Source organism: Methylomonas sp. BG-2, assembly GCF_057766305.1.
Genome location: NZ_JBYMAP010000002.1, coordinates 25347 through 49341, shown reverse-complemented (window position 1 = coordinate 49341; position 23995 = coordinate 25347). Strand labels below are relative to the sequence as shown.

Annotated in this window: 22 protein-coding genes; 4 read left to right on the top strand and 18 right to left on the bottom strand. The window is 55.0% G+C overall.

Features of this window, described 5'->3' with window-relative positions:
• The 13 genes from AC3B8H_RS00605 to AC3B8H_RS00545 all read right to left on the bottom strand — a co-directional run.
• Window positions 1-1881 (bottom strand): motility associated factor glycosyltransferase family protein (locus AC3B8H_RS00605; protein ID WP_488439688.1); only part of this gene is annotated, 1881 nt, incomplete at its 3' end.
• 67 nt (window positions 1882-1948) lie between these two features.
• Window positions 1949-2803 carry a flagellin N-terminal helical domain-containing protein gene (locus AC3B8H_RS00600; protein WP_488439687.1) on the bottom strand — a complete coding sequence of 285 codons (855 nt, stop codon included), beginning with the start codon at window positions 2801-2803 and terminating at the stop codon, window positions 1949-1951.
• Between the two features lie 537 nt (window positions 2804-3340).
• Window positions 3341-3664 carry a flagellar protein FliT gene (fliT, locus tag AC3B8H_RS00595; protein ID WP_488439686.1) on the bottom strand — a complete coding sequence of 108 codons (324 nt, stop codon included), beginning with the start codon at window positions 3662-3664 and terminating at the stop codon, window positions 3341-3343.
• A complete protein-coding gene (gene fliS / locus AC3B8H_RS00590) occupies window positions 3664-4050 on the bottom strand; it encodes a flagellar export chaperone FliS (protein WP_488439685.1) in 387 nt (128 codons plus the stop codon). Before fliS ends, fliT begins: the two co-directional genes overlap by 1 nt.
• Window positions 4051-4068: 18 nt before the next feature.
• A complete protein-coding gene (fliD, locus tag AC3B8H_RS00585; protein ID WP_488439684.1) occupies window positions 4069-5472 on the bottom strand; it encodes a flagellar filament capping protein FliD in 1404 nt (467 codons plus the stop codon).
• Window positions 5473-5506: 34 nt separating this feature from the next.
• Window positions 5507-5944: a flagellar protein FlaG gene (locus AC3B8H_RS00580; protein WP_488439683.1), complete on the bottom strand. Its 438-nt coding sequence runs from the start codon at window positions 5942-5944 to the stop codon at window positions 5507-5509.
• Between the two features lie 68 nt (window positions 5945-6012).
• Window positions 6013-6855, bottom strand: coding sequence for a flagellin N-terminal helical domain-containing protein (locus AC3B8H_RS00575; protein ID WP_488439689.1), 843 nt, complete (start codon window positions 6853-6855; stop codon window positions 6013-6015).
• A gap of 139 nt (window positions 6856-6994) precedes the next feature.
• Window positions 6995-8047 carry a nucleotidyltransferase family protein gene (locus AC3B8H_RS00570; RefSeq protein ID WP_488439682.1) on the bottom strand — a complete coding sequence of 351 codons (1053 nt, stop codon included), beginning with the start codon at window positions 8045-8047 and terminating at the stop codon, window positions 6995-6997.
• Window positions 8044-8688 carry an acetyltransferase gene (locus AC3B8H_RS00565; protein WP_488439681.1) on the bottom strand — a complete coding sequence of 215 codons (645 nt, stop codon included), beginning with the start codon at window positions 8686-8688 and terminating at the stop codon, window positions 8044-8046. Before AC3B8H_RS00565 ends, AC3B8H_RS00570 begins: the two co-directional genes overlap by 4 nt.
• Window positions 8685-9755, bottom strand: coding sequence for an N-acetylneuraminate synthase (gene neuB / locus AC3B8H_RS00560; protein WP_488439680.1), 1071 nt, complete (start codon window positions 9753-9755; stop codon window positions 8685-8687). Before neuB ends, AC3B8H_RS00565 begins: the two co-directional genes overlap by 4 nt.
• Window positions 9756-9774: 19 nt before the next feature.
• Entirely contained in the window at window positions 9775-10266 is a 492-nt protein-coding gene (locus AC3B8H_RS00555) for a hypothetical protein (RefSeq protein WP_488439679.1), read from the bottom strand.
• A gap of 1 nt (window position 10267) precedes the next feature.
• A complete protein-coding gene (locus AC3B8H_RS00550; protein WP_488439678.1) occupies window positions 10268-10894 on the bottom strand; it encodes a hypothetical protein in 627 nt (208 codons plus the stop codon).
• Window positions 10891-12666 (bottom strand): VWA domain-containing protein, encoded by a 1776-nt coding sequence (locus AC3B8H_RS00545; RefSeq protein WP_488439677.1) that lies wholly within the window; start codon window positions 12664-12666, stop codon window positions 10891-10893. Before AC3B8H_RS00545 ends, AC3B8H_RS00550 begins: the two co-directional genes overlap by 4 nt.
• A gap of 129 nt (window positions 12667-12795) precedes the next feature.
• On the opposite strand from AC3B8H_RS00545, the gene AC3B8H_RS00540 reads away from it, so the two are divergent.
• Window positions 12796-13968, top strand: coding sequence for a phosphoglycerate kinase (locus tag AC3B8H_RS00540; protein ID WP_488439676.1), 1173 nt, complete (start codon window positions 12796-12798; stop codon window positions 13966-13968).
• A 52-nt stretch (window positions 13969-14020) separates the two neighbouring features.
• On the opposite strand, the gene AC3B8H_RS00535 is transcribed toward AC3B8H_RS00540, so the two are convergent.
• Together AC3B8H_RS00535 and hslO are read right to left on the bottom strand one after the other, a co-directional pair.
• On the bottom strand, window positions 14021-14794 hold the full coding sequence (locus tag AC3B8H_RS00535; RefSeq protein ID WP_488439675.1) for a hypothetical protein: 774 nt from the start codon (window positions 14792-14794) through the stop codon (window positions 14021-14023).
• Between the two features lie 7 nt (window positions 14795-14801).
• Entirely contained in the window at window positions 14802-15683 is an 882-nt protein-coding gene (gene hslO, locus AC3B8H_RS00530; RefSeq protein WP_488439674.1) for an Hsp33 family molecular chaperone HslO, read from the bottom strand.
• Window positions 15684-15760: 77 nt separating this feature from the next.
• On the opposite strand from hslO, the gene msrA reads away from it, so the two are divergent.
• From msrA to AC3B8H_RS00515, 3 genes are all read left to right on the top strand, one after another.
• Entirely contained in the window at window positions 15761-16417 is a 657-nt protein-coding gene (msrA, locus tag AC3B8H_RS00525) for a peptide-methionine (S)-S-oxide reductase MsrA (RefSeq protein WP_488439673.1), read from the top strand.
• A gap of 234 nt (window positions 16418-16651) precedes the next feature.
• Window positions 16652-18505 carry a methanol/ethanol family PQQ-dependent dehydrogenase gene (locus AC3B8H_RS00520; protein WP_064030701.1) on the top strand — a complete coding sequence of 618 codons (1854 nt, stop codon included), beginning with the start codon at window positions 16652-16654 and terminating at the stop codon, window positions 18503-18505.
• A 90-nt stretch (window positions 18506-18595) separates the two neighbouring features.
• A complete protein-coding gene (locus tag AC3B8H_RS00515) occupies window positions 18596-19444 on the top strand; it encodes a quinoprotein dehydrogenase-associated putative ABC transporter substrate-binding protein (protein ID WP_488439672.1) in 849 nt (282 codons plus the stop codon).
• Window positions 19445-19449: 5 nt separating this feature from the next.
• On the opposite strand, the gene malQ is transcribed toward AC3B8H_RS00515, so the two are convergent.
• From malQ to glgC, 3 genes are read right to left on the bottom strand one after another with little or no spacing between them, the layout of a single operon-like run.
• The gene (gene malQ, locus AC3B8H_RS00510) at window positions 19450-20910 is read right to left on the bottom strand and encodes a 4-alpha-glucanotransferase (protein ID WP_488439671.1); all 1461 of its coding nucleotides are present in this window, start codon (window positions 20908-20910) and stop codon (window positions 19450-19452) included.
• Window positions 20911-20942: 32 nt separating this feature from the next.
• Window positions 20943-22634: a glycoside hydrolase family 57 protein gene (locus AC3B8H_RS00505; protein WP_488439670.1), complete on the bottom strand. Its 1692-nt coding sequence runs from the start codon at window positions 22632-22634 to the stop codon at window positions 20943-20945.
• Window positions 22624-23904, bottom strand: coding sequence for a glucose-1-phosphate adenylyltransferase (gene glgC, locus AC3B8H_RS00500; RefSeq protein WP_488439669.1), 1281 nt, complete (start codon window positions 23902-23904; stop codon window positions 22624-22626). Before glgC ends, AC3B8H_RS00505 begins: the two co-directional genes overlap by 11 nt.
• Window positions 23905-23995: the final 91 nt, after the last annotated feature.

The window sequence follows — 23995 nt, the reverse complement described above, 5'->3', positions numbered from 1 at the left end:
ATAGCTCCTGTCCAGTTCGGCCAACTCATTTTGCAGCGTCGCCGGGATTTGCTCGGCGCCAAAACGCTGGCGCCATATTCGGACGCGTCCAAAACTGCGGTCTTTAAGAGTTTGAGCAATCAAAACGCTAAAATCCGGATGGGGGGACAACTCCTGTTGCCTCGCCAACACTCTATCCATCGAGGCTTCGATCAACTGCAATAATTTGGCCGCGCCGTCACGATAGGCATCGTAAAACACATTGCCAAGTTGCTTGGCCTCTTGCGCCGTCCAATCCTGATCCGTAAACGGTTTGGCCAGTTTGATGAAGCGACGTATGCCAAATTTCTTCACCAAGCGGCTGTAGTGGCGGTGCTCGCGCTTGAGCTTTTTCTCGATTTTATCGAGCTTCTGCTTGTCCTTGTATTCACCAATCACGCCGTGCTCGTTATACATCGCGTCGTTAATACGCCGAGCATCTTCCACCAGTTTGGCGATGGATCGAATCTGAAACCGCGCTCTACGCAAATCCGCCAAGGCCTTGGCGTAATACGCGGCTTCCTCGCCGGCACCCGTCAGGCGACTTTGAACAATGCCGGCCACATCGGCCGCTGTTTGCACCCAATCGAGTTCTTCAAGCGCTAAATAGCCGATACCGTCGACTTTGGCGGCATGCTCGGACACGTTGATAATTTCGCAACCGGCCGCGGTTAGATGGCGGGCTTGCAACGCCAGCGAGTGTATCGCTTGAGCGAAGTCGCAGCTGGTCGGCGCCATGCCACCGGCGTTGGTCTGAACTTGCAGCGACGTCAAATTGAAGCGCGGCCCGGCCAAGGCTTCGTTGCTGCCCTTGGCGTGGGTAAAACCGTCGCGGGTGAAACACAAATCGACGCCAACCAGCACGATCCGTCGGAAGCCGAACCGGTAGGCCACTTGCAGCGCGGTATTCGTCACGGTGGGTCCAACGCTTTCCAGATTGGGGCAATTGAGATCGCTGGTCCAAGGCAAGCGGTCACCCAAGTACAGGGCCAAGCCGCGCCATTGGTTTAACAGCGTCGGCACCGTATGATGGGAACAGACGAAAACGGTGCGCTCATCGAACTCCAGCATTTCCTTGCTGATGTCGAAGCTGAGTTCGGTGGGATCTACCGAGAAGATGAAGTCGGGATATAGATCGGCTTGTAACAACTGCCGGGCGATCCTGGAAACGGCAAAAACGACCAAACGGTCGCGATGAGCCTTGACCCACGACAGCGCGCCATCCAAGGACGGGCCGCCGGCCAGCAAGACCACGGTTTTGCCGGCGAAAGCCCCCGCCAACAATTTGGCGGGCAATTTGTTGTCGGCGATATTATGGATCTGCCGGGCGATGAATGCCTCGGCGCCTAGTTCGACGCTGGTCTGCCAATGCAATTGCGACAACAGCTCGGTAACATGCCAACTCAGTTCGGCGTATTCCTCGATATAGTCGTCCTGTGCGCAAATTGCGTTGTACGACCTAACCGCATCGATATAGAAATAGTCGGTGATTTTAAAGCGGCCGATCGCTTCCGCCCAATCGCGCATCGCGATACAAGCCAACCGTTCGTCCAAATCGTCCAACAGGCCGTCGGCCTCGAGCGCCGTTAACACCGACTCCGGTTCGATAAACAGATAGCGGGTTCCGTTAGGTAGCGGCTTGGTTTGCAGATAGCGCAGCAGTAAGCCGGAATCGGTACCGATTATCACGTTTAACGCATCTTCCTCGAACAGAGTCTTACCGAACTTTGTATCGAATAACGCCTCGGCGCTGACTTTATCAAAGCCGTGCCGATTCAGGTTGTAATAATATCGTTCCCCGAAATCGTTAACGCATAACGGTCCCAAGCGTTGCTCTTCCGATCCTTGTTCGGCCTGTTTCATGTTTGGAACCCCGGTTATTAGGCACGCCGGCCATTATCCCGAATGCACGGCTAAACTCAAGCCGGCATTATTGCAACAACTGCAACACCCCTTGCGTGACTTTGTTGGCCTGCGCCAGCATCGCGGTTCCCGCCTGTTGCAAGATTTGGCCCCGACTCAAATTCGAGGTTTCGGAAGCAAAATCAGCATCCATAATCCGCGAACGCGCGGAGCTTTGGTTTTCGATCGACGATTGCAAGTTGGAGATCGTCGTCATAAACCGGTTCTGGATCGCACCCAGATTGGAGCGGAATACGTCAACTTTTCGAATTGCGGTATCGATGGCGTTAATCGCGGACCGAACGTTGTTTGAGGTCGCGTCGGAACCGATCGACAATTTAGTGCCGAACAAGGCGCTCAGGCTGTTGACGGTTGCCAAGTCCGAGACCGTCACCGAAATTTGGTTGTCCGCCGCGGTATTGGCGCCAATTTGAAAATTGGCGTTTTTCAACGAACCGTTCAAAATTTTCTTGCCGTTGAATTCGGTATTTTGAATGATACGCTTGACCTCGGCGCCTAATTGCTTGAATTCCGTCTGCAATTTTTGCCGGTCTTCGGTACTCACCGCCGCCCGGTTGGCCGCTTGCACGGCCAGATCGCGCATGCGCTGTAAGGTCTCGGTGATGGTACCCATCCCCGCCTCCGCGGTTTGCGCCATCGAAATGCCGTCGTTGGCATTGCGCATCGCGACCGTCATGCCGCGAATCTGCGATGTCATTCTATCGGCAATCGCCAAGCCGGCTGCATCGTCCTTGGCGCTGTTGACTCGCAGACCGGAGGACAGACGCTCCATCGATGTTTGCAAACTGTCGTTAGTCCTGCTTAAAAACTTTTGGCTGTTTAACGAAGCGATGTTCGTATTAATGACCATAGATGATGGCATGATCGTTCTCCCGGTTTATCCTGAATGAAGTAGGCATGTTTGCCGCCACCCAGTTTCAATCACTTTCCATGCCAACAAAAAAAGTTACATTATTTTCAATAATATAACAAACATCACTTCATAAAACACCCAACATCGAACCGAACCGGCAACGAATTTTTGCCGCTTTGCTTGCCGCCATCGCCGGACGGCGACATTTTTTTGACGACACGCCAAAGCGCCACCAGCCAGAGAGCGACGTAAAAAGATCAAAACCCCAAAAAACCGTTGAACACCCACGCCACCCGCTGGGTATGTGTAACCTTGCCGTATACACGACAGGCTATGCATGAATAGTTAATTTAGCCACGCGACGGATGGTGAAGGTCTGGGTCACAAGGGAAGCTGATTTAGCGTTTCGATAGGACAAAGAATGCGCTTATCCACGAGCAGTGGCGATAGGCGGGACTGGAGCGCAAGCAATTCAACTCCAAGCCAAGGTTTTTTCCAAACTCTCGTGGAAGTCGGATTTGCTAGTTTTATAATAAGCTGGCAGGCTTAACCAGCGCGATAAGCGCGTAGCGCCCGCTTGCCTTTTTCGAAAGCCAATTGATTCGTCTTGGCTTGAGATTGAAGTTGTTCGATCTGCGCTAGAAACTCGCCGTCCTGTTCAGCCACGGTCCGCGCAAACTGTTTGACCCGAGGTTTTTCCGATTCGGCCAACGGCATCGTTGCCAGCTTTTCTAACCACGCCTGCCGCTCGTTCAATAAAACCGACAGGCTTTCCCATTCCGCCTGGGCTATGTGGTCTCTAATAGCGGCGTTAAACTGCTCCAGACGCCCCTGCCACGCCAGGAAATCGACGCGCGGGCTAGTTGACATTAAGCAATCGCATCCCAAGCTTCTTTGATGTCGCGCATCAATGTCGCCACTTCGTTTAGCTTGTCTTCGCTGTTTTCCCGGCTGGCTTCCAGTAGCCGGATATTCATATAGTCATATAGTTGACGCAAATTGGCGGCGATTTCGCCGCCGCGCTCCAAATCCACCGCTTCGTTCAAGCCACCAACGATGCCGATCGCCTTTGAGATATAGATACTTTTCGCCTCCATGTCATGATGGGCGATCGCGCCTTTCGCGGAGTTGACTCTGGCCAGGAAACCTTCCATCAACATTTGAATCAATCGATGCGGCGAGTCCTCTCCCAGACCGCTGGAAGTGTGCACATCGGCATATTGCCTAGCACCTTTCTTATGGGCATCTACATACATGGGAATCCCCCTTCCGGTTTATAAGTTATTGATCCAACTAGTTAAAAATGAACCTGTTGAGTTAAATTGCCCGACGAGCACATCCATCGCGGTAAATTGCTTTTGCAAGGATTTCTCGTAGTTATCCAGTCTAACTTGCACGTCCGACCGTCTGTCTTCCAACGTAGTTAACTGTTTTTTCAGCGAACTTTGTTGAGTATCCAAACTTCCTCCCGACTGCAACAACTCGGTCAACGTCGAGTCCAAGCGGGTCGCAACGCCGTCGCTGGAAGAAAATACATCGCTGACCGAATCGAAATCGGCCGCCAGCGCGGTGTCCAACTGGGTACTGTCCAACGACATCACGCCGTCTTTGTCAATCTTGACGCCAATCAACGCTAAAGAGTTGTAATTACCTGTCGCCGACGAAACCACCGAGGTCGTATTTTGCCGCACTTCTCTTGTGACATAACGTAATGTCGCGTCGCCAATCAACGCGCCATTGCCGTCGCCGCTACCGTCGGTACTGCCACCGTATTTGCCAAGATCTTTGGTGGTGGTGTGCAGTTTGTTGTAAGCGGTAACGAAACTGTTGATCGACTTGGTAATCGCGGCCTTATCCACACCGATGTCTACATTGACCGAAGTTCCGGGCTTCTGCGACTGTAGATTGAGCGTCACGCCCGGCAAAACGTCGGTGACGGTGTTACTGCTCCGCGTCGCGGTCTGTCCGTCCACCTTAATAATCGCGTCCTGGGCCACCGAAGGATTGTCGAAATTCGTCGAGAATAACTGCGACAGCCCGGAAGCATCCGCGTCGTTGCCATCGCTATCGCTACCGCCGACGGTAAAGCCATTCGCGGTTCCGCTGTTTTTGGCGGTCAACACCAACTTGGAAACCGTGCCAGTCCCGGCGGCATTATCAACATTGACAATGCTGGCGCTGACAAAACTATTGCCCGATGCACTGTTGATCGCATCGCGCATTTTCTCCAGGGTGTTGTTGCTACTGTCGACCGTAAGGTTGAATGTCGCCCCCGAGGTCGCGGTAAACGACATAGTGCCGGTACCGACCGTCGTGGTCGTAATATCGGCAAACTCGGCTTTGGCAATCGACTTCTGAGCCTTGGCAAGCTGGGTGACTTCCAGCGCGTAAGAACCGGTAACCGCCGAGGAGCCGGCGGTTACCTTCAAAATAGATTCGTCCGAGGAGGTGGCGGTATGTGTCTTGAAGACACTGCCGTCTTTTAACGAAGCCAGCGCCGTCTGGAAGTCCGACAAGCCGCTTTTTAACGTACCCAAGCCGCTCAATCGGGTATTGGCGGCGTCTTCCTGGCGCTGGATGGCGTTAAAGGCCGGCTGGCCTTCAGCGGTTACCAGCTGAGAAACCAACGAAGTAATGTCGATACCGCTACCAATACCTGTCGTGGAAACTATACTCATGACACCCTCCTCAAAGAACCGCCACTATCCCACGCTATGCCCGGTCCTGAATGACCGAACCTTGATGCCCTTCCAACTCTTGCAATCGCCTGATAAACGCCAACATTTCCTCCGACGGAATTTGCCTTACCACATCGCCGGTTTCGCTATCGACAATCTTGACGACCAACTCTTGAGTCGAGTCGTCCACTTTAAATTGCAGATTGCGGGTTACGGCTTGCAACAGCGAATTGCCTTGATCGGCGGCCTGCTTTACCGTATCCAATGTCACTTTAGTATCGGTCTGCTTGTCCTCGTCCTGTTTCGAATTCAAAGAAGACGCCGTTGAATCACTTTGCAACGCGGAAACCGCCGAACCGGCTTGATTCGTCTCGGTTCTAGCGCTGGAAAACGACCTATCATCCGTTTGCTTATCGGTTTTCACACCAGTCAAGGGGGCTAGCTTCAGCACATTTGAAATTTCACTATTCATGATGCTCACCCTATGTTGTCAGTGTTAAAGGAAAGATTGCGCCATGGGGCGCAATCTTCCTATCCAAACTACCGGAGCAAACTCAATACATTTTGCGTGGACTGATTCGCTTGCGCCAACATCGCGGTACCCGCCTGTTGCAGAATTTGCTGTCTGCTCAAGTTCGATGTCTCTGTCGCGAAATCGGCATCCAGGATCCGGGACCTTGCCGCGCTTTGATTCTCGATCGACGAGTTCAAGTTGGCAATCGTCGTTGTGAACCGGTTTTGAATCGCACCCAATGTAGACCTAAAAGTATCTATCTTTTTGATCGCGGTATCAATCGCCGTGATTGCCGATCTGACGTTACCCGAATTTGCCATTGATCCGATTGACAATTTCGTGCCGAACAATGCGCTCAAACTGTTAACCGTGGCTAAATCCGATACGTTGACCGAAACCTGGTTGTCGGTGGCGGTATTCGCGCCGACTTGGAAATTGGCGTTTTTCAACGACCCGTTCAGAATTTTCTTTCCGTTGAATTCGGTATTCTGGATGATACGCTTCATCTCCAAACCCAACTGCTTGAATTCGGTTTGCAGTTTCTCTCTGTCGGATGAACCGACCGCCGCCCTGTTGGCTGCTTGAACCGCCAAATCGCGCATCCGTTGCAGGGTGTCGGTGATCGCGCCCATGCCGGACTCGGCGGTTTGCGCCATTGAAATACCATCGTTCGCGTTACGCACCGCCACGGTCATACCGCGGATTTGCGAAGTCATCTTATCGCTGATCGCCAAACCGGCGGCGTCGTCTTTCGCGGAATTCACCCGCAAACCGGAAGATAAGCGCTCCATTGAGGTTTGCAAAGACATGTTGGTATTACTCAAGAATCTTTGACTGGTCAACGAAGCTACGTTTGTGTTGATTACCATTGCCATGATGTTACCCTCCAAAATCCGAAAACTGTGCCGCCGCCGGAATTGTTTGTTTTGGTTGATTTACGAAAAAAAGGTTTGTTTTCAAACTCGCTGGATGTATCGGCCCCGATTTGAAATCCTTTAACCTTCGTCATCAAAAATATTTGGCGAATTCGCCCTGCGCTCGCAAGAAATCGGCTTCCCGACCAATATCCAGCCAATAGTCGTTGACCGGAAACATAGACACCGTCTCGCCTAGCGCGATTTGCTGGTTAAACAGCGTCGGCATATCCAACGTTTTTTGCCCGGCGATACTCGTAATCAAACTGTGATCGAGTACGTAAATTCCGGCGTTGGCCAAACAGCTCTGCAGAGGCTTTTCCTCAATGCCGATAATCCGTTGCTGATCCAGCATCACCACACCGTAAGGAATTTGATACTCGTACTGGCGGACGCACATCGTCGCAATTGCTTGCTGTTCGTTGTGGTAAGCCAACAACCGCGAAAAATCGATCTGGGTCAATATGTCGCCATTCATGACGATCAACGGCACGTCCGGCAAATCATCCGGCAGCAACCCGATCGCACCGGCCGTCCCCATCGGCTCGACCTCGTCGATATAACGAATGGCAATCCCCCAGCGCTCGCCTTCGCCGAAGTATTCCTTGATCTGATCGGCCCGGTAATGCACCGCGATATAGAATTGCCGAAAACCCGATTTCACGAAATTTTCGATGATGGTTTCCAAAATCGGCTTACCGCCGATTTCCAATAAGGGTTTCGGCCTATCGTCGGTATAAGGCCGCAGCCGTTTGCCGAATCCCCCCGCCATCAAAAACACCGGATTCGGAAAAGCCGGCTGCTTGTACAACGCCTGCAACGATTCCAAGCGCACCACTCGGCCTCGCTCGTCGACCACCGGCAACTGATACAGATGATGCCCCTCCATCACCGCAATCAATTGGGTTTTGCTGTCCGTCTCGCTGGCCACCTTGGGCCGTTTGTTCATCACTTCGCCGACCGCATGCTCCAGCGACAGACCCCGAATCAAGGCTCGGCGAATGTCGCCATCGGTGACCACGCCGACCAGGCGCCCGCCATCATCCACCACCAACGCGATTTGCAGCGCGCCCCGGTCGATCACCTCTATCGTGGTCCGTAGCGTCGCCTCCGGACCTATCACTACCTGCTGCCAATGCTGTTTCATGGTTCCATATCCTTGAGCTGCGATCGGGCCGGATAGACAATTTGCCGGACCGCGACATCGCGCGTCACGACGCTGCCGGCGCCCAACACGCTACCCGCGCCCACGCGAATTCCTTGAATCACGACCGCGCCGGCGCCGACATGGGTACCGTCGCCAATTTCGACGCCTCCGCTTAGAACCGCGCCCGGCGCGATATGCACGTGCCGGCCGATCACGCAGTCGTGCTCGACGATGGCACCGCTGTTTACGATGGAGTTCTCAGCAATATGCGTGCCCGCCTGAATAATGGCGCACGCCATGACTTGCACGCCATCCGCCAGTTCCACGCTCCCCGCCAAAAAAGACGTCGGGTCGATGACCTTAGCGAAGCGGTAACCCCGCTCGGCGAATACCTCGAAAAGTCGAGACCGCGTGCCAGCGTCGCGCGGCAGTGAACCGACGCCATTGACCAAGCAAATCTCTTCAACGCCATGGGCGGCAACCGCCTCGTCGCCACCGATGACGCGAAGGTCGCACCATCGGTCGCCTTGCCGCCTGACTGGATCGGTAACGCCTAGAATGTCCGAATCCAGACGCCGCAAAATGTCCAGCAAAACCTTGGCGTGCCCGCCGCTACCGAGTAAAACCACCGGCAACTTCATGAAATCAAGTCGTCTACTTGATAGGCGCGCGGGCTGGCTTGCCCCAACATCCGCCAATATTCCATCGGACTAAGGCCGGTACCCGGCCGCTTGGCCGCCAAATTTTCGACGCTGAATGACTCGCCAACCGCAATATCCGCCGCCGCCACCAGGCTTTTTCGGACTACATCGCGATTTTGCAGCTCGACCGGTTGCGGAATTTTTCCGGCGCTTCCCAAAGCCAACTCGACGGCGCGAATGGCCGCCACCATTTGTTTTAGTTCGGCCGGTTCCAGTGATACCCGATGATCCGGCCCCAGCAAGCCCCTATCCAACGTAAAATGCTTTTCGATCAACACCGCGCCGCGCGCCGCCGCCGCAATCGGCACCGCCAATCCCTCGGTATGGTCGGAATAGCCCACCCGCAAGCCGAACGCTTGTCCCAAAGTATCCATCGCCCGCAGTTGAACGTGTTCCGGCGGCGTCGGATACTCGCTGGTGCAGTGCAACAACGTGACATGTTCTCTTAGCACCGCCTGGCCGGCGTCACAGCCATAAGCTTGCTGAAACCGCGCCAAACTCGGCCGCTCCCAACCCAAGAAGCCGAAAGCCAGCACGCCGAGCGCCGTTTCCACCTCGCCCAAGGTCGCCATGCCGGTGGATAGCACCACCGCTTTGCCGGTCCGGGCGTGAGCCAGCAAAAATGGACCATTGGTGATTTCGCCGGAAGGTACTTTCAATTGACTGACCCCGATTTCGCCGGCCAAGAATGCCAAACTGTCGAAATCGAACGCGGTCGATAAAAACTCAATGCCGCGTTCGATGCAGTAATCGCGCAAGCCGACGTGAAATTCGTATTTGAGCTCCAGTTTGCGCAACATCGCCAGTTGGCTCTCACCGGCATCGGTGGTTTCCCGCTGATAGGCCGCCTTGCCGGCGGCACTAGTCACCAGTTTGTCGGCTTTAAAGGTTTGAAATTTCACCGCATCGGCGCCGGCCGCCACCGCAGCGTCGATCAGCGCGATCGCCGTGTCCAAGTCACCGTTATGATTCACGCCGGCTTCGGCAATGATATAAATATTCGTCATCACGTGGCTCTCAAAAAGCTCAATCGAACACGTCGCCCCAGTCCGGCGGCGGATTCGCGGCGGCGGGCTTGTCTTTATCGTCGGCAGGTTCTTGCGCTGGCTCGCTTTCGTCGTCCGGCGCCTCATCCCCGAGCGATTCGGCCGCCTCGGAACCCGGCATCGAACTGAGATAACTGTTCAGCAAGCGGCACAAACCGTCATAAAAACCGCTGACCGCTTGCTGTTGCATTTGCTGTTCAAAAAAACCGTGCAAAAACTGTTTTTCAGCCAAAATCAGGTTTTCGGACAACTCCCGCGCCTTTTGCCGATCCAGCCGATATTTGCCGACCAGCATCGCGGCCATTTGATCGCTACGCTGGCCTTGCCTGTCCTTGATGTCGTCCAACAAATGCTCCAGTTCGACCTGACTCTGTTTACGCTTGCGCCAAGCCGCAAGCATCAGCGCGATCAGAATGATCAACAGCACCAGTAGCAGATTGACCAACACCACGACCAGTAACGACTCGTCCATGTTATTTCTCGCGCTCTCCGGAGACGTTGACTCGGATGCTATGTTCGGCTTCCGCGAACACTTGCAACATTTTCTTACTGCTGTTTTCCAATTCCAGCGCGGTCTGATTGCCGCTGAACACGCGGGTATATTCCGCGGAAATTTCGTCGATGGTTTTCATCGCGGTATCCAGTTGCCGCACCAACTGTTGGTTAACCCTTTCCAGGCCCGCCAATTTATCGACTTGGCCAGCGGCGCCGGTTACCGACTCGACGCGATCGGCCAACAAATTCTGGTAAGGTTCGGCCAATTCGTCGATTTTTCGCTCGATGTCGGCTAGCGTCGCCAGATCCCTCTGCAAAAACAAACGAAATATTTGCTGGAACAAGGCGCGCTCGGCCTTGAGTACCGCCGCCAACACCGACTCGACCGTTTCGACCGGCAAGCCACAATCTTCAGCAAGAAATTGCTCCATCCTATGCTGCTTGACCAAACTCTGCTCGTCCATTTGATCGATGAAACGATCGACCTCCGCCATTTCCCGCCCCCGCCGGCTCCGAGACAGGAAAAACAACACCGCCAGGAGCAACGTTAATACCACCAAGGCTTCCGCCATCAGCACCACGACGACCGAGTCGAGCTGAATCATGCCAACCTCTCCAATAAAGCTTGTTGTTTGCGACGCTGCGCTTGTTTGAAGGCCCGAAAACCGAAGTACCCGATCCCGGCGATCAGCAGGTTCAGAGCCAGTACGACGCCGCCGACCAGCCACCAATTGGTTTCGCTCGTCGGCTCGCCGTGAACGTCCTCGCCATCGCTCTCGCCGTTGGTCTCGGCTTGGTGTTCGCCATGCTCCGCGCCATCCGTCGGGCCCGACTCATTCGGGAGTGCCGTGGCAACCGGCGGCTCGGCGACAAACCAGCTGTCGTCGATCGTCACCGGCGGGACCAGCGGTTCCAACGCCTTACCGTCCTTGCCACGGGCGGCGACGCTGAAGCTGATTTGAGTGCTCCCGCCGGCCGGCAGGTCGGCCAAAACCAAATCCCAGCGCCCGTCGTGGCCGGTCAATGCCCTGGATTCGCCCGCTTGACCGGCGCGGCCGATGCTGACATTGACCGACATTCCGGCCGTGTCCAGCACCGCGGCGTCGGGCACCAAGCTCAGCGTGACCCGGCGCGCGGCAATATCGATCTGCTTTTCGACGGTGATTGGCGCCGCCACCACTTCAAACTCATGGACGATTTCCCGCCGGAAAGTCTTGCCGTCGGCCACCACCCGTAGCAGATGCTTACCAAGCCCCGGATTCAGCGCGTTCCAACCGAAGTGACCGGGCTCACCGGTCTCCGCCATATTGGCCGGCGCCAGCTGGTCCAAGGTAGCCTGCAAGGTCAGCATCGCTAAAAAATCCGCCCTGTCGATTAATTGGTCGCCATCGGTAAAATGCGCTTTGACGGTCAAGCCCTGTTTTTCGGTTAAGAAATTCGGTAACTCGCCCAGTTGCAACTTCAAATCGGTGACGATCATGACCCGGTTATCCGGGTCCACCTCGGCGTCCAGGCGCCATTCGCCGGCCTGAGGTTCTCTCACCGTAATCAGATCGTAATTGGCGCTCTCTAGCCACGACACGTCGCCGGACGCGCTCTGTTTGCCGAGTTTGGCGCCGCCCGGAGACCACAACAAGGTCGGCGCCGCGCCGGACTTCTTGAACACCAGCACCGAAAACTCCTTGATACTGGCATCGACCGCGAAGCGATTGCCGGCCAACGGCAGACTGTCCTTGGGCGCGGCCTTTTGCGCCATCTTGACGAAGACCCGCTGTAGCTGTTCGGCCGATTCGGCGACTTCGGCCCAACCGCCGGTCTCGCCCGCCAGGCGTTGCAGCAATTCCTTGTCGGCCTGGCCGGACAACGCGATCGTCTCCACCTTGATCCGCATTTGCTGCAAGCGCGGTATCCATTCACTGAGGATGCGCTCCCGTGAATCGGCGCTTTCCATGATGTCCTTGGAAATATCGACGAAACCGTCGGTCAGTAAAATCAAATGTTTATTTCCCGTTCCCGCAAACCCGCCGTCCAGGACGGCTTTTATCGCGTCCTCGATATTGGTGTAGAGTCCGCGCGAGTGAATATTCGCGGTAGCCTTACCGGCTTGCTGCTTCCAGCCGGGCGAAACCGCATCGCTGACCGAAAGCACTTCGGTTTTTTCGGCGAATAAACGTAAACCGGCCTTGGTATTGTCCGGCAATAAGTTGACCAGCAAACGGGTGGCTTCGACTCGCAAATTATGCGGGTCGTTTTGCTTCATACTGCCGGACACGTCGATCAGCACCTGAATCTCGTCGGTCGCCGGCGCTTGCGCCAGCGAGCTTGCGCTCCAGACGCCCAGCCAGCCGATCACCGCAAAAATTAACGCTTTGGCCATGAATCTATCCGCGTAAGAGGGCAATGGATTGCAAATATAGTCCAAGCCTCCGTCGGGACGACGACTTTTATTCGGCCGGCGCCGGTTACACTTTATAATAGCGGCACTATTACACACAAAGGAGAGCTTATGTCTATCAAACGAATGGTCGATCTGGATCTGGCAGGCAAGCGCGTGTTGATCCGCCAGGATTTAAACGTGCCGGTGAAAGACGGCAAAGTCACCAGCGATTTGCGCATCCAAGCCAGCGTGCCGACCGTGGAAAAGGCCTTGGCAGGTGGCGCGGCGGTGATTTTGATGTCGCATCTGGGCCGTCCCACCGAAGGCGAATACGACGAAGCTTCCAGCCTGAAACCGGTCGCCGAACGTTTTTCGCAATTGCTCGACAAACCGGTGCGGTTGGTGAAAGATTGGCTGGATGGCGTGGATGTCGCGGCCGGCGAAGTGGTGCTGTGCGAAAACGTCCGCTTCAATAAAGGCGAGAAGAAAAACAATCCGGATCTGGGCAAGAAAATGGCGGCGCTGTGCGATATTTTCGTGATGGACGCGTTCGGCACCGCGCATCGCGCCGAAGCGTCCACTCACGCGGTCGCCGAATTCGCGCCGATCGCTTGCGCCGGTCCGCTGCTGGCCGCCGAATTGGACGCGCTGGGCAAGGCGCTGGAAACGCCGGCTCATCCGTTGGTCGCCATCGTCGGCGGCTCCAAGGTTTCGACCAAGCTGACCGTGCTGGAATCCTTGTCCACCAAGGTCGACCAACTGATCGTCGGCGGCGGCATCGCCAATACTTTCATCGCGGCGGCCGGTTACAACGTCGGCAAATCGTTGTACGAAGCCGATTTGATCGGTGAAGCTCAAAAACTGATCGCGGCCGCCAAGCAACGTGGCGCCGATATTCCGGTGCCGGTTGACGTGGTCTGCGCCAAGGAATTTTCGGAATCCGCCGCGGCGACAGTGAAAGCTGTTAGCGACGTGGCCGACGACGACCTGATATTGGACATCGGACCCGAAACCGCCAAGCAATATGCCGAGATTTTGAAAACCGCGGGCACCATCGTCTGGAACGGCCCGGTCGGTGTATTCGAAATCGACCAATTCGGCGAAGGCACCAAATCGCTGTCGTTGGCGATTGCCGAAAGCCCGGCGTTTTCGATTGCCGGCGGCGGCGATACCCTGGCGGCCATCGACAAATACGCGATTGCCGATAAGGTGTCCTACACCTCCACCGGCGGCGGCGCGTTTCTGGAATTCCTAGAAGGCAAGGAGTTGCCGGCCGTGGCGATTTTGAAAACCCGCGTCTAGTTGGATTGCGGCCCGGCGCGGCGGGTTCCTACGCTCGCGCCGGGCTAGCCGCTTACAGCCCGGCTACCTTTTTTTCGTCTTCGTCCTGAAAGTTGCGATAGTTAATCGAAATTTTCAAGCCGGCGAACCGCCCGGACATCTTGACCAGTTCGGACGTGGCCTTGTCGAAGGTCAGACGCACCTCGCTCAACGCGCGATCTTCATAACCTTCCTCAATGTCGCGGGCATCCAGCCGGAAGTGGTATTTGTAGATTTCCTGCTGGTCTTCGTTCTCGACGTCCAGCGGTTCACCCAGTTGTTTAACCACGGTGGCTTTTTTCGGCAATTTGGCGGCGATTTTTTCCATCTGGTCGGCCTTGGCTTTCAATTGCTGCTTTTCCTCGTTGATTTCGGCGCCACCCAACGACCGGAACGACGCTTCCAAAAACTCCGGCGGCGCAATCTGTAGAAACAAATTGGAAAAGGTCCAGTCGGTAATTTTGTCGTCTTTGTTGAATGCCAGATCCAGATAAAAACTGATTTCAGGATTGATCGGCTTGCTGTCCTTGTCGATCTTGCGAAACCAATAGCGCCATTTTTTGCCGTCGCCAAGTTTCTCCTCGCTGCTGGCATGTAGCTTGGCTAGCGACACGAAATCCTGGCTCAGCAACTTCGGCTCCTTGAAATGCACGGTGAAATCGTCCTTGGACGTGACCGCGAAATAGCGGTCGAATTCGTCCATCTGCAAATAGGTTTGATAGGCATGCAGCCAGTGCAAACAGCCGGTCAACGTGGACAGCAAGCCAAAGGCCAGAAATAATCGGAAAATACGGGTCACTTTATTCATAGCGTCCTCAGTGCCGGGTCGGCGACGGGAGGCCACTGTCGGCCGCCGAATGGTTCAGTAAATGCTCGACATCGACTCTGTCGTAGCGGTATTGAGCTCCGCAAAATTGGCAATCGACTTCGATGTCGTCGCGCTCGCGCAAAATAGCCTCCAACTCGGACCGTCCCAACGCAAATAAAGTGCCGGCAATTTTTTGCCGCGAGCAACTGCATTGGAATGCCACCGGTTCAGGTTCGTAAAGCCTGACCTGTTCCTCGTGGAATAAGCGATGCAAAATCTCCTCGCATTCCAGACTCAACAGTTCTTCGGCGGTGACGGTAGCGGCCAGGATTTCCAACCGCTCCCAATCAGCCTTATCGGCGGTTTCTCCGGGTAAGGCTTGCACTAGCAAGCCGGCGGCGTGCGTGCGATTCGCGAACAACCACAGGCGGGTATCCAGTTGCTCCGATTGTCGAAAATAGGTCGTCAGCACCTCGGCCAAACTGTCTTCAGCGACCGCGACGATACCTTGGTAAGGTTCCCCAGCGTCGGACTCCACAGTCAATACCAGCCGACCGCCGTCGCCGGCCATTTCCCGTAAAGTCGCGCCGTTTACCGTGGATTGGGCGCGCACCAGCCCTCGAATCTTCCGCTCGTTGTTGGCTTGCGCGACCAGCGCGCGCAGATCGCCGCCGCCCTGAACTTGCAGAATCAACGCGCCCTTAAACTTGATAGTCGCCGACAACAGCACCGCCGCCGCCAGCGCCTGTCCAAATTGAGCGTCAACCGCGTCGTTTGGCAGAGACTGATGCTGCTTGGCCTGTTGCAAGCTGTGTTGCAACCTGACCCATACTCCACGCGCACCGGCTTCTTCAAATAGAAACCGCCTTAAACAATCTTGTTGTGTCATATCGTTCCGAAACCTATCCAAATCGAGACGGGATTATAATCCCCGCCATGCTTTGATTCGACCACGGGATGCCCACCATGTCTATTCTGTTTAAAAAATCCGCGATGCCCAGCCCGGAACAAGCGTTACCGGGCCGCCCCAATCCGATTGCCAGCGGCAGTCGGCATTACGTTAACGGCAACCTGTTCCATCCCCCGTTTCCGCCAGCGATGCAACAAGCCGTCTTCGGCCTGGGCTGCTTTTGGGGCGCCGAGCGAAAGTTCTGGCAACAAGCCGGCGTTTACGCCACCGCCGTCGGCTATGCCGGCGGATTTACGCCCAACCCCTCTTACCAAGAGCTCTGCACCGGCCTGACCGGTCACGCCGAAGTCGTCTTGGTGGTATTCGATCCGGCCCTGCTCGGTTTTCAGCGCTTGCTCGAGGTCTTCTGGGAGTCGCACGACCCCACGCAAGGCATGCGCCAGGGCAATGACGTCGGCACCCAATATCGTTCGACCATTTACTGTTACACCGAACAGCAACTCGCCGAAGCACTCGCCAGTCAACGACAATATCAACAACGCCTAAGCGCGGCCGGTTTCGGCGCTATCACGACGGAAATCGCCGCGGCACCGATCTTCTACTATGCCGAGGAAGAGCACCAGCAGTACTTGGCCAAAAACCCGGACGGTTATTGCGGTTTGGGCGGCTGCGGAATTTCCTTTGCGGAACCGGTAGCGGGCCAAAAAAGCTAAGGCATTATCAGGCTTGAGATTATTCCCGCCCACCGGGATTCCCAGAGTTTTTCCGGTTGACTTTTAGGAAAAAATCCTTCAATTTACGCGCTTGGCGTGGCTTAGCCTAGGCTGTGAGCGGCCGATAGCGGGCGTTTTCGGGCAGTCATCCAAACAGAGCTTTAAAACTAATATTAGTCTTAACAACACAAAATCGTACTCTGTGTACATCCGCAGATTACCAGGAGGAAACATATGAAGAAGCCTGTAACAAACTGGCTGCTTGCTTCGACTGTAGCTACTATTCTTGCTGCACCAACTGTCTCTACCGCTAACGACGACTTAGAAAAATTAACCCAAAACCCTGCCAACTGGGCTTCTTGGGGCGGCGACTACGCCGGCACTCGTTATAGCAAACTGTCGCAAATCAACGCTCAAAACGTTAAAAACCTGCAACCGGCTTGGTCTTTCTCCACCGGCGTTCTGCGCGGTCACGAAGGCGGTCCTCTGGTTGTTAACGGCGTTCTGTACATTCACACTCCGTTCCCTAACACCGTTTACGCGATCGACCAAAAAACCAAAGCCGTCATCTGGGAATTTACCCCCACCATGGATGCCGACGTCACCATCCCCGTGATGTGCTGCGACACCGTTAACCGTGGCTTGGCTTACGGCGACGGCAAAATCTTCCTGCAGCAATCCGACACCGTGCTGACCGCGCTGGATGCCAAAACCGGTAAACGGATTTGGAGCGTGCAAAACGGCGACCCGAAACTGGGCATGACCAACACCAACGCCCCTATCGTTGTTAAAGACAAAGTTCTGACCGGTATCTCCGGTGGCGAATTCGGTGTTCGCGGCTTCCTGGCTGCTTACGACATCAAAACCGGCCAATTGGCGTGGAAAGGTTACAGCATGGGTCCGGACAAGGACACCCTGATCAAACCGGGTAAATCCACCACTTGGCAAGACGGCAAAGTCACTCCGCTGGGTCCCGAGTCTAGCTTGGCGACCTGGAAAGGCGACCAATGGAAAATCGGCGGCGGCACCACCTGGGGCTGGTACTCCTACGATCCTAAACTGAACCTGGTCTATTACGGCTCAGGCAACCCATCCACCTGGAACCCGGTACAACGTCCAGGCGACAACAAATGGTCCATGTCTTTGTGGGCGCGTGACGCCGACACCGGTGAAGTCAAATGGGTATACCAAATGACGCCACACGACGAATGGGACTATGACGGTATCAACGAAACCGTTCTGGTCGACCAAGAAGTCAAAGGCAAAATGCACAAAACCATCGTCCACTTCGACCGTAACGGCGTGGGCTACACGCTGGACCGCGAAACCGGCGAACTGTTGGTTGCTGAAACTTTCGACAAATCCGTCAACTGGCTGACCCACGTCGACATGAAATCCGGCCGTCCACAAGTCGTGCCTGAATTCTCTACCGAACACAACGGCGAAGACGTCAACACCGTGGGTACCTGCCCTGCGGCGCTGGGCGCGAAAAACCAACAACCGGTGTCTTACTCTCCACAAACCGGCCTGTTCTACATTTCGGGCAATCACTTGTGCATGGAGTACGAACCGTTTGAAGTTAGCTACACCGCCGGCCAACCTTACGTTGGTGCAACTCTGAACATGATGCCTGCTGGCGCCGATGTTCTGACCGGTAAAAAAGACGGCACCACCAACCTGGGCCAATTTACTGCTTGGGATGCGAAAACCGGCAAAATTGCTTGGTCTAACAAAGAGCAATTCTCTGTTTGGTCGGGCTCCGTGGCGACCGCCGGCGGCGTCGTATTCTACGGCACGCTGGAAGGCTACCTGAAAGCGGTTGACGCGAAAACCGGTAAGGAATTGTACAAATTCAAAACCCCATCCGGCATCATTGGTAACGTCAACACCTGGGAATTCGAAGGCAAACAATACGTCGGCGTTCTGTCGGGCATTGGTGGCTGGGCAGGTATCGGTATCGCGGCCGGTCTGGACGACGGCTCATCATCAACCAACTCGGAAGGTTTGGGTGCGGTGGGTGCGTACAGAAGCCTAGGCTCCTACACCAAATTGGGTGGTACACTGACCGTGTTCGCCCTGCCTAACTAAGATCTAACGTTAGATCCGCGTTAAGCAAGCCTTGGCCGAGCAATCGGCCAAGGCTTTTTTGTGGCTTCATGAAAACGAAGGAAGACAACTATGACTTACAATCGATGCTTAACGGCACTAATACTGGCTTGCTCAGCTATAACCGGCAACGCCGACGAGAATCAATTTCGGGTTTGCGCGGACCCGCTGAATCCGCCCTATTCGACCAAGGAGCTCGACGGCTACGAAAACAAAATCGCGGCGCTGTTTGCCAAACAACTGGGCCAGGAATTGGCATTCACTTGGTTTCCGGAACGGATGGGTTTTGTCCGCAACACCTTAAAAGCGGAAAACGAAAATGGCCAGGGTTTTAAATGCGACGTGATCATGGGCGTGCCGGCCGGCTTCGATTTAACCGATACCACCAAACCGTATTTTCATTCGACCTATGTGCTGCTGATCGCCAAGGGCCGTGGCTGGGACGATATCCGCGAACCATCGCAACTCACGCAGCTGCCGCTGGAAAAACAGGAAAAACTGAAAATTGCGATGTTCGACCGGGGTCCCGGCACCGAATGGCTGCAACGCAACGGTTTGCTCGACTACGGCATTCCCTATCAAAGCATGACCGGCGACGGCGCACACAATACCGCGATGCAAATTGAAGCCGATCTGAGCGCGGGCAAGATCGATATGGTGATTTTATGGGGCCCGATGGCCGGCTACGTGCAATCGAAAAACCCGAAGAACCCGTATATCGCGATACCGATGCAATCCACGCCGGACATGCGTTTTGATTTTTCGATCGCGATGGGCGTGCGGCAAGGCGACAACAGCCGCAAGCAACTACTGAACGACCTGATTACCAAGAATTTCGATCAGATTCAGCAAATCATTGCCGACTACCGGATTCCGCTATTACCGATACCAGCGGCCCCGGCCAAAAAAGACGACGATTAGCGCTGTCAGCGGCCGAACAAGCGAATCAAATGTTCGAAGTGGCCGGCCTTGTCGCCGGTCAGCTGCGACCAATCGAAACGCCAGCGCCAATTACCCTCGGTAGTACCTGGCGTATTCATCCGGTCGGCGGAGCCGAGCTTCAATATATCTTGCATCGGAATGATGGCGAGGTTGGCGACCGATCCCAACGCGGCGTGAATCAGCGCACTGGGCATCGGCAAACTGGACCAGCCCAAATAGTCGTAAATACGCTGCTTGTCGCTGTCGTTTAGGCCGTCGAACCAGCCTTGAGTGGTGTCATTATCGTGAGTACCGGTATAGACCACGCTATTGCGCCGGTAGTTACACGGCAGATAGGGGTTACGCGCGTCGTCGCCGAAGGCGAACTGCAAGATCTTCATGCCGGGTAAATTAAAGTCATCCCGCAAGGCTTCAACTTCCGGGGTGATGATGCCCAAGTCTTCGGCAACCAGGGTCAAGGCCGGGAATCGCTGTTGAATCGCCGCCAACAGTTCGCCACCCGGCGCCGTCACCCAACGACCATTGACCGCGGTATCTTCGCTGGCCGGAATTTCCCAAGCCGCTTCCAAACCCCGAAAATGATCGATTCGCAAAATATCGAACATTTCATACTGGGCTTCTATCCGTTCCAACCACCATTTGAAGCCGGTCTTTTTCAGATAAACCCAGTTGTAATGCGGATTACCCCAACGTTGGCCAAACTCGGAGAAATAATCCGGCGGCACACCGGCCACAACATCCATTTCGCCCAGCGAGTTCAGCTTGAAAGCGTCACGGTTGGCCCAGACATCGGCGCTGTCGTAGGACACGAAAATCGGAATGTCGCCAAACATCAGCACACCTTTGCCGGCGGCATAGGCTTTTAATTCATCCCATTGCTTGAAGAACACATACTGCTCAAACTTGATGCCCTCGATGACCGCTTTCAATAGCTGTCGGGATTCGCTCAAGGCTTCCGGCTTACGTTGCTTGAGGGCATCCGGCCATTCGCTCCAACTTTTGTGGCCGAAGACGTTGCGTAGCGCGATGAACAGCGCAAAGTCATCCAGCCAGCTCGATTTGTCTTGACAAAACTGCTTGAAATCCTGCTGAGCCGATACGTCCGCCAACACTTGAAAGCCATAAAACGCCTTGGTCACCAAACAGCTTTTACTCAATTCGCCGTGACCCGAGCAATCGTTGCAGCGGTCCGCCATTTGCAGCCAACCCCTGGCCACCAACCAGTCGATACTGATCAATGCCGGATTTCCGGCATGAGCGGATAAACATTGATAGGGTGAACCATCGCCGTGCGGCATGCCTAACGGTAGGGTTTGCCAGACAGTAGCGCCAACATCGTGCAAAAAGTTGACAAAGTTGAATGCCTCGGCCCCCAGGTCGCCGCACTCCCCATGCCCCGGTAACGATGTGATATGCAGCAGAACACCCGCGCGACGTCTATCCAAGCCAACCCCCAAAAATCGTTTTCCGAAATCGTTCAAAATTCATTGCCGCGCCGCATCGCGCCACCCATAGCCGGGCTACCGCTGCCTTGGGTGAAAGACAAGGCCAAATAGCCGGGCGGTTCCTCGCCTAAAAGCCGATACAAATTGGTTAAATTCAATCGGTATTGTTTTTCGAAATCGCTGACCGCTTCGCCGGGATTATAGTCGCCGAACCACCAAAACCAATCGGACCCTTCGCAAACCGCCAACTGTACTTGCGCCTTTTCCAACTGCTGATCGGACAAGCGACCTTCCAGCAGCGCTTTGTCGAACGCCCGCTTGACGTCGCCCAACATATCCCAGCCGCAGTTTTTGTCGGCGTCGCCGATCCAAGTCGAAAACGTACCGTAAACCCAACTACCGGCCACCAGGCGCGGCAACAGCTGGAGTTGGGCGTCGGCCCCTTGCAAATATTCCGAAAACGTCGTCAATTCAATACGTGGATGTTCGCCAAGCCGGCGATACAAGGCGCTCAAGAAATGATAGCCGTTATCCGGAAAATACTCCCAGGCATTCTCGCCATCCATGATAATCGAAACCAACGGCGGCCGCGCCTCGTAGTCCGCAATATTCTCCAGATGCTGAATCAGGTCGGCCACGGCATCGTCCGCATGCCATTTGGAATATTCGAAGCCAATCAGATCGGACAAACCGTCGTCCCGAAAAAAGCAAACCGTGCTGGCCGACGCCAAGCGGAACGCTTGGTGTACGCTGGCTTTACCGGCCAGTTCCGAGGCCCGCAAACTATTGTGCAAGACATTGCCGCCACTGGCGGCCCATTGAAAGCCGAACTCGCCAAGTATCGCCAGCGTACGTTCGCTGACGCTACCTTCCGACGGCCAACAGCCGCGCGGTTCGAAACCGAAAAAGTGTCTAAAGGTATTGATCCCCTTCCGCAAGTGCCAACGCACCCGCTCTTCGCCGCCGGGGTAGCTCGACAATTTAGGCAAGGCCACGTCCGGCATAGCCTCTCTCGCGCTAGCAATATCCAGCATCAACGGCATGATGGGATGCGCGTAAGGCGTCACCGACAATTCGATACGGCCCTTGCGGGCCAATGCCTTGTAACGGTAAATCACTTTGGACAGTAAGTCGCCGATCACCTCGACGATTTCTATCCGGTCATGCAACGTAAACGCCGCCCCTTTTTCAATCAAACGTTTGATCCGGTTGTCCGTCAATTTGACGGTTTCACCCATCCAGATCAAGTGGTACCACACCAGAATATCGGAGACGAATTGGGCGTTGACGTATTTGATGGCGTCCTGATGCCCGAGAATCCAATCCGCCATGTCGATCAACTTGCGGAAGGCCGGATAACGGTCGATTTGGCGCTCGCGGTTGGCTTTTTTACAATCGCGCAGCAACTTCAGGCGTCGGTCCGGATCGGCCGACGCCGTCGGCTCGACCAAGGCCGCCAGCATCGGATCCTTCATTGCGATCCGGTCGTGTAGATAACCGGTCACCTGATTCGAATAATCCTCGATTTGCTCTAGCAGAATCGGCGCGAAATTGACGACGACCTTGGCCGCCGGAGCCATCTCCAGATGGGCGACCATATCGACGTAATCTTTAATCACATGCAGATAAGTCCACGGCAATTTGAATTCGCCGCTCTGCGTGTCGCGGTACTCCGGCTGGTGCATGTGCCAACACAGCACCAGCTTGAGTTTTTTACCGGACATAATGCCGTCTTTGACCCAACATCTCCGGCGTCACCAAGACCACGCCGCCCTCGCTGACGTAAAAACGTTTTTCGTCGTCGGCGCGGTTCTCGCCGATCACGGTGCCTTCCGGCACCTGACAGCCCTTCTCGATAATGGCTTTTTCGATTCGGCAATGCCGGCCGATATTGACCTCCGGTAGCACCACCGAATCCTTGACCGTGGTATACGAGTTAACGCGCACCTGTGAAAACAACAGTGAATGCCGTACCGTCGCGCCGGAAATCACGCAACCGCCGGACACCATCGAATCGATGGCCGCGCCCCGCCTATCGTCGTCGTCGAACACGAATTTGGCCGGCGGCGTTTGCGCCTGATAGGTCCAGATCGGCCAAGTGTTGTCGTACAGGTTCAAGTCCGGCTTGACGCCGATCAACTCCATGTTGGCGGCCCAATAGGCGTCGATGGTTCCGACATCTCGCCAATAACTTTGCTGGCCGCTTTGCAAATCCAGGAAGGGATAGGCGTACACCCGATATTTGTCGATGACGGCCGGAATGATGTCCTTACCGAAATCGCGGCTGGATGCTTTGGTGTCGGCATCCTTGATCAATTGTTCGAACAGAAAACGGGCGTTGAAAATATAAATACCCATCGACGCCAACGCGGTATTGTCGCGACCCGGCATTGCCGGCGGATTATCCGGTTTCTCGACGAAGGATTTCACCCGGCGCTCGTCGTCGACATGCATCACGCCGAAAGCCTTGGCATCTTCCAACGAAACCTCGATGCAGCCTATCGTCAGATCGGCTTTGTTGGCGACGTGATCGGCCAGCATCACCGAATAATCCATTTTATAAATGTGGTCGCCGGCCAGCACCAACACGAATTCGGGATTGCGCGCCCGCAAAATATCGATGTTTTGATAGATCGCGTCGGCGGTTCCCTGATACCAGGAATGCTCGTCGTGGCGTTGCTGAGCCGGCATTAAATCGACGTACTCGCCGAATTCGCCGCGCAAAAACCCCCAGCCTTGTTGGATGTGGCGAATCAGCGAGTCGGCTTTGTATTGGGTCAGAATGCCAATCTTGCGGATGTCCGAATTGATGCAGTTGGACAGCGGAAAATCGATAATCCGGAACTTGCCGCCGAACGGCACCGCCGGCTTCGCGCGCCAATCGGTCATGTCCTTAAGTCGCGATCCCCGGCCACCCGCCAAAATCAAGGCTATGGTGTTACGGGTCAAATCGTTGACCCGTCTTTCCTGTAGATTTGTATCGACGACTGACATGAGAATCCTCTAAGAAAAAATAAGCGACGCCGATGGCCGCCCGGAATGGGCATATCGGCGGATTTGTCGGCATGGCACTTGCCGCGTCCGA